Annotated in this window: 1 protein-coding gene and 1 rRNA gene; both read right to left on the bottom strand. The window is 39.6% G+C overall.

The features are described from left to right. Positions 1-3: 3 nt before the first annotated feature. Positions 4-1569, bottom strand: a 16S ribosomal RNA gene (locus GJT88_RS00010). A 166-nt stretch (positions 1570-1735) separates the two neighbouring features. Next, the gene (gene greA, locus GJT88_RS00005) at positions 1736-2215 is read right to left on the bottom strand and encodes a transcription elongation factor GreA (protein ID WP_168894927.1); all 480 of its coding nucleotides are present in this window, start codon (positions 2213-2215) and stop codon (positions 1736-1738) included.

Here is a 2215-nt window from a genome sequence, read left to right as displayed (position 1 = left end):
AGTAAAGGAGGTGATCCAACCACAGGTTCCCCTACGGTTACCTTGTTACGACTTCACCCCAGTTATGAATCACAAAGTGGTAAGCGCCCTCCAAATAAATGGTTAAACTACTTACTTCTTTTACAACCCACTCCCATGGTGTGACGGGCGGTGTGTACAAGGCCCGGGAACGTATTCACCGTAGCATTCTGATCTACGATTACTAGCGATTCCGACTTCATGGAGTCGAGTTGCAGACTCCAATCCGAACTAAGATATATTTTATGAGATCCGCTTACTCTTGCGAGGATGCTTCCCTTTGTATATACCATTGTAGCACGTGTGTAGCCCTGGTCGTAAGGGCCATGATGACTTGACGTCGTCCTCACCTTCCTCCGGTTTATCACCGGCAGTTTCCTTTGAGTTCCCAGCCGAACTGATGGCAACAAAGGACAAGGGTTGCGCTCGTTGCGGGACTTAACCCAACATTTCACAACACGAGCTGACGACAGCCATGCAGCACCTGTCTCATGGTTCCCGAAGGCACTAAAATATCTCTATTAAATTCCATGGATGTCAAGACCAGGTAAGGTTTTTCGCGTTGCATCGAATTAAACCACATGCTCCACCGCTTGTGCGGGCCCCCGTCAATTCATTTGAGTTTTAACCTTGCGGTCGTACTCCCCAGGCGGTCGACTTAACGCGTTAGCTACGGAAGTTACAAGTCAAGCTTACAACCTCCAAGTCGACATCGTTTACAGCATGGACTACCAGGGTATCTAATCCTGTTTGCTCCCCATGCTTTCGCACCTGAGCGTCAGTATTTGTCCAGAGAGTCGCCTTCGCCACTGGTATTCCTCCAGATATCTACGCATTTCACCGCTACACCTGGAATTCTACTCTCCTCTACAAAACTCAAGCTAATTAGTTTCAAATGCAATTCCTAAGTTAAGCTTAGGGCTTTCACATCTGACTTAATTAACAGCCTACGTGCTCTTTACGCCCAGTAATTCCGATTAACGCTCGCACCCTCCGTATTACCGCGGCTGCTGGCACGGAGTTAGCCGGTGCTTCTTTTACAAGTAACGTCAATGATAAAATGTATTAGATTTTATCCCTTCTTTCTTGTTGAAAGTACTTTACAACCCTAAGGCCTTCTTCATACACGCGGCATAGCTGCATCAGGCTTTCGCCCATTGTGCAATATTCCCCACTGCTGCCTCCCGTAGGAGTCTGGACCGTGTCTCAGTTCCAGTGTGGCTGATCATCCTCTCAGACCAGCTAGGGATCGTAGCCTAGGTAGGCTTTTACTCTACCTACTAGCTAATCCCGTCTGGGTTCATCTAATAGCATGAGGTTTTATATGAAACTATAAAATCCCCCACTTTGGTCTTGCGACATTATGCGGTATTAGCTATCGTTTCCAATAGTTATCCCCCTCTATAAGGCAGATCCCCAGATATTACTCACCCGTCCGCCGCTCGCCGACAATAAAAAAACTAAAGCTTTTCTACTTCGCTGCCGCTCGACTTGCATGTGTTAGGCTTGCCGCCAGCGTTCAATCTGAGCCATGATCAAACTCTTCAATTTAAAAAATATGATATAAAATAAACAAATCTAAAATTGAATGCCCACATAAATTTTCTGATAAATTATCAAAGAACAAAAAAATTACCTTTTACAAAAGATAATTTATTATCGAATAATAATATACTAATTTTATTAATTATGTCAAATAAATTTTGTTATATTTATATTAAATATATTTAATATTTAGTATTTTATATTCAATTAAACCTTTAGGTGTTTTTACTAAAATAATACTATTTTTTTTTTTACCAATTAAAGCTCTGGCAATAGGAGCATTAATAGAAATTAAATTATTACGCAAGTCTGCTTCATCATCTCCTACAATTTTATAAGAAATAATTTTGTTTGTAATAATATTAATTATAATAACTGTAGATCCAAAAATGACTTTATCGTTATTCTTAATTTTACTAATATCTATTATATTTGCATTAGCTAATTTAATTTCTATTTCCTTAATTCGACCTTCGCAAAAACTTTGTAATTCACGAGCTGCTTGATATTCCGCATTTTCTTTCAAATCACCATGTTTTCTAGCTTCCATAATAGAACTAGTAATTTTTGGTCTTTCTATATTTTTTAATTTATATAATTCTTTACGTAATTTTTTTACACCTTGTAAAGTCATAGGAATTTGATGTATCAT

The sequence above is a fragment of the Enterobacteriaceae endosymbiont of Donacia tomentosa genome (assembly GCF_012571135.1).
Classification (GTDB): Bacteria; Pseudomonadota; Gammaproteobacteria; order Enterobacterales; family Enterobacteriaceae.
This window is presented reverse-complemented; position numbering and strand designations above follow the sequence as displayed.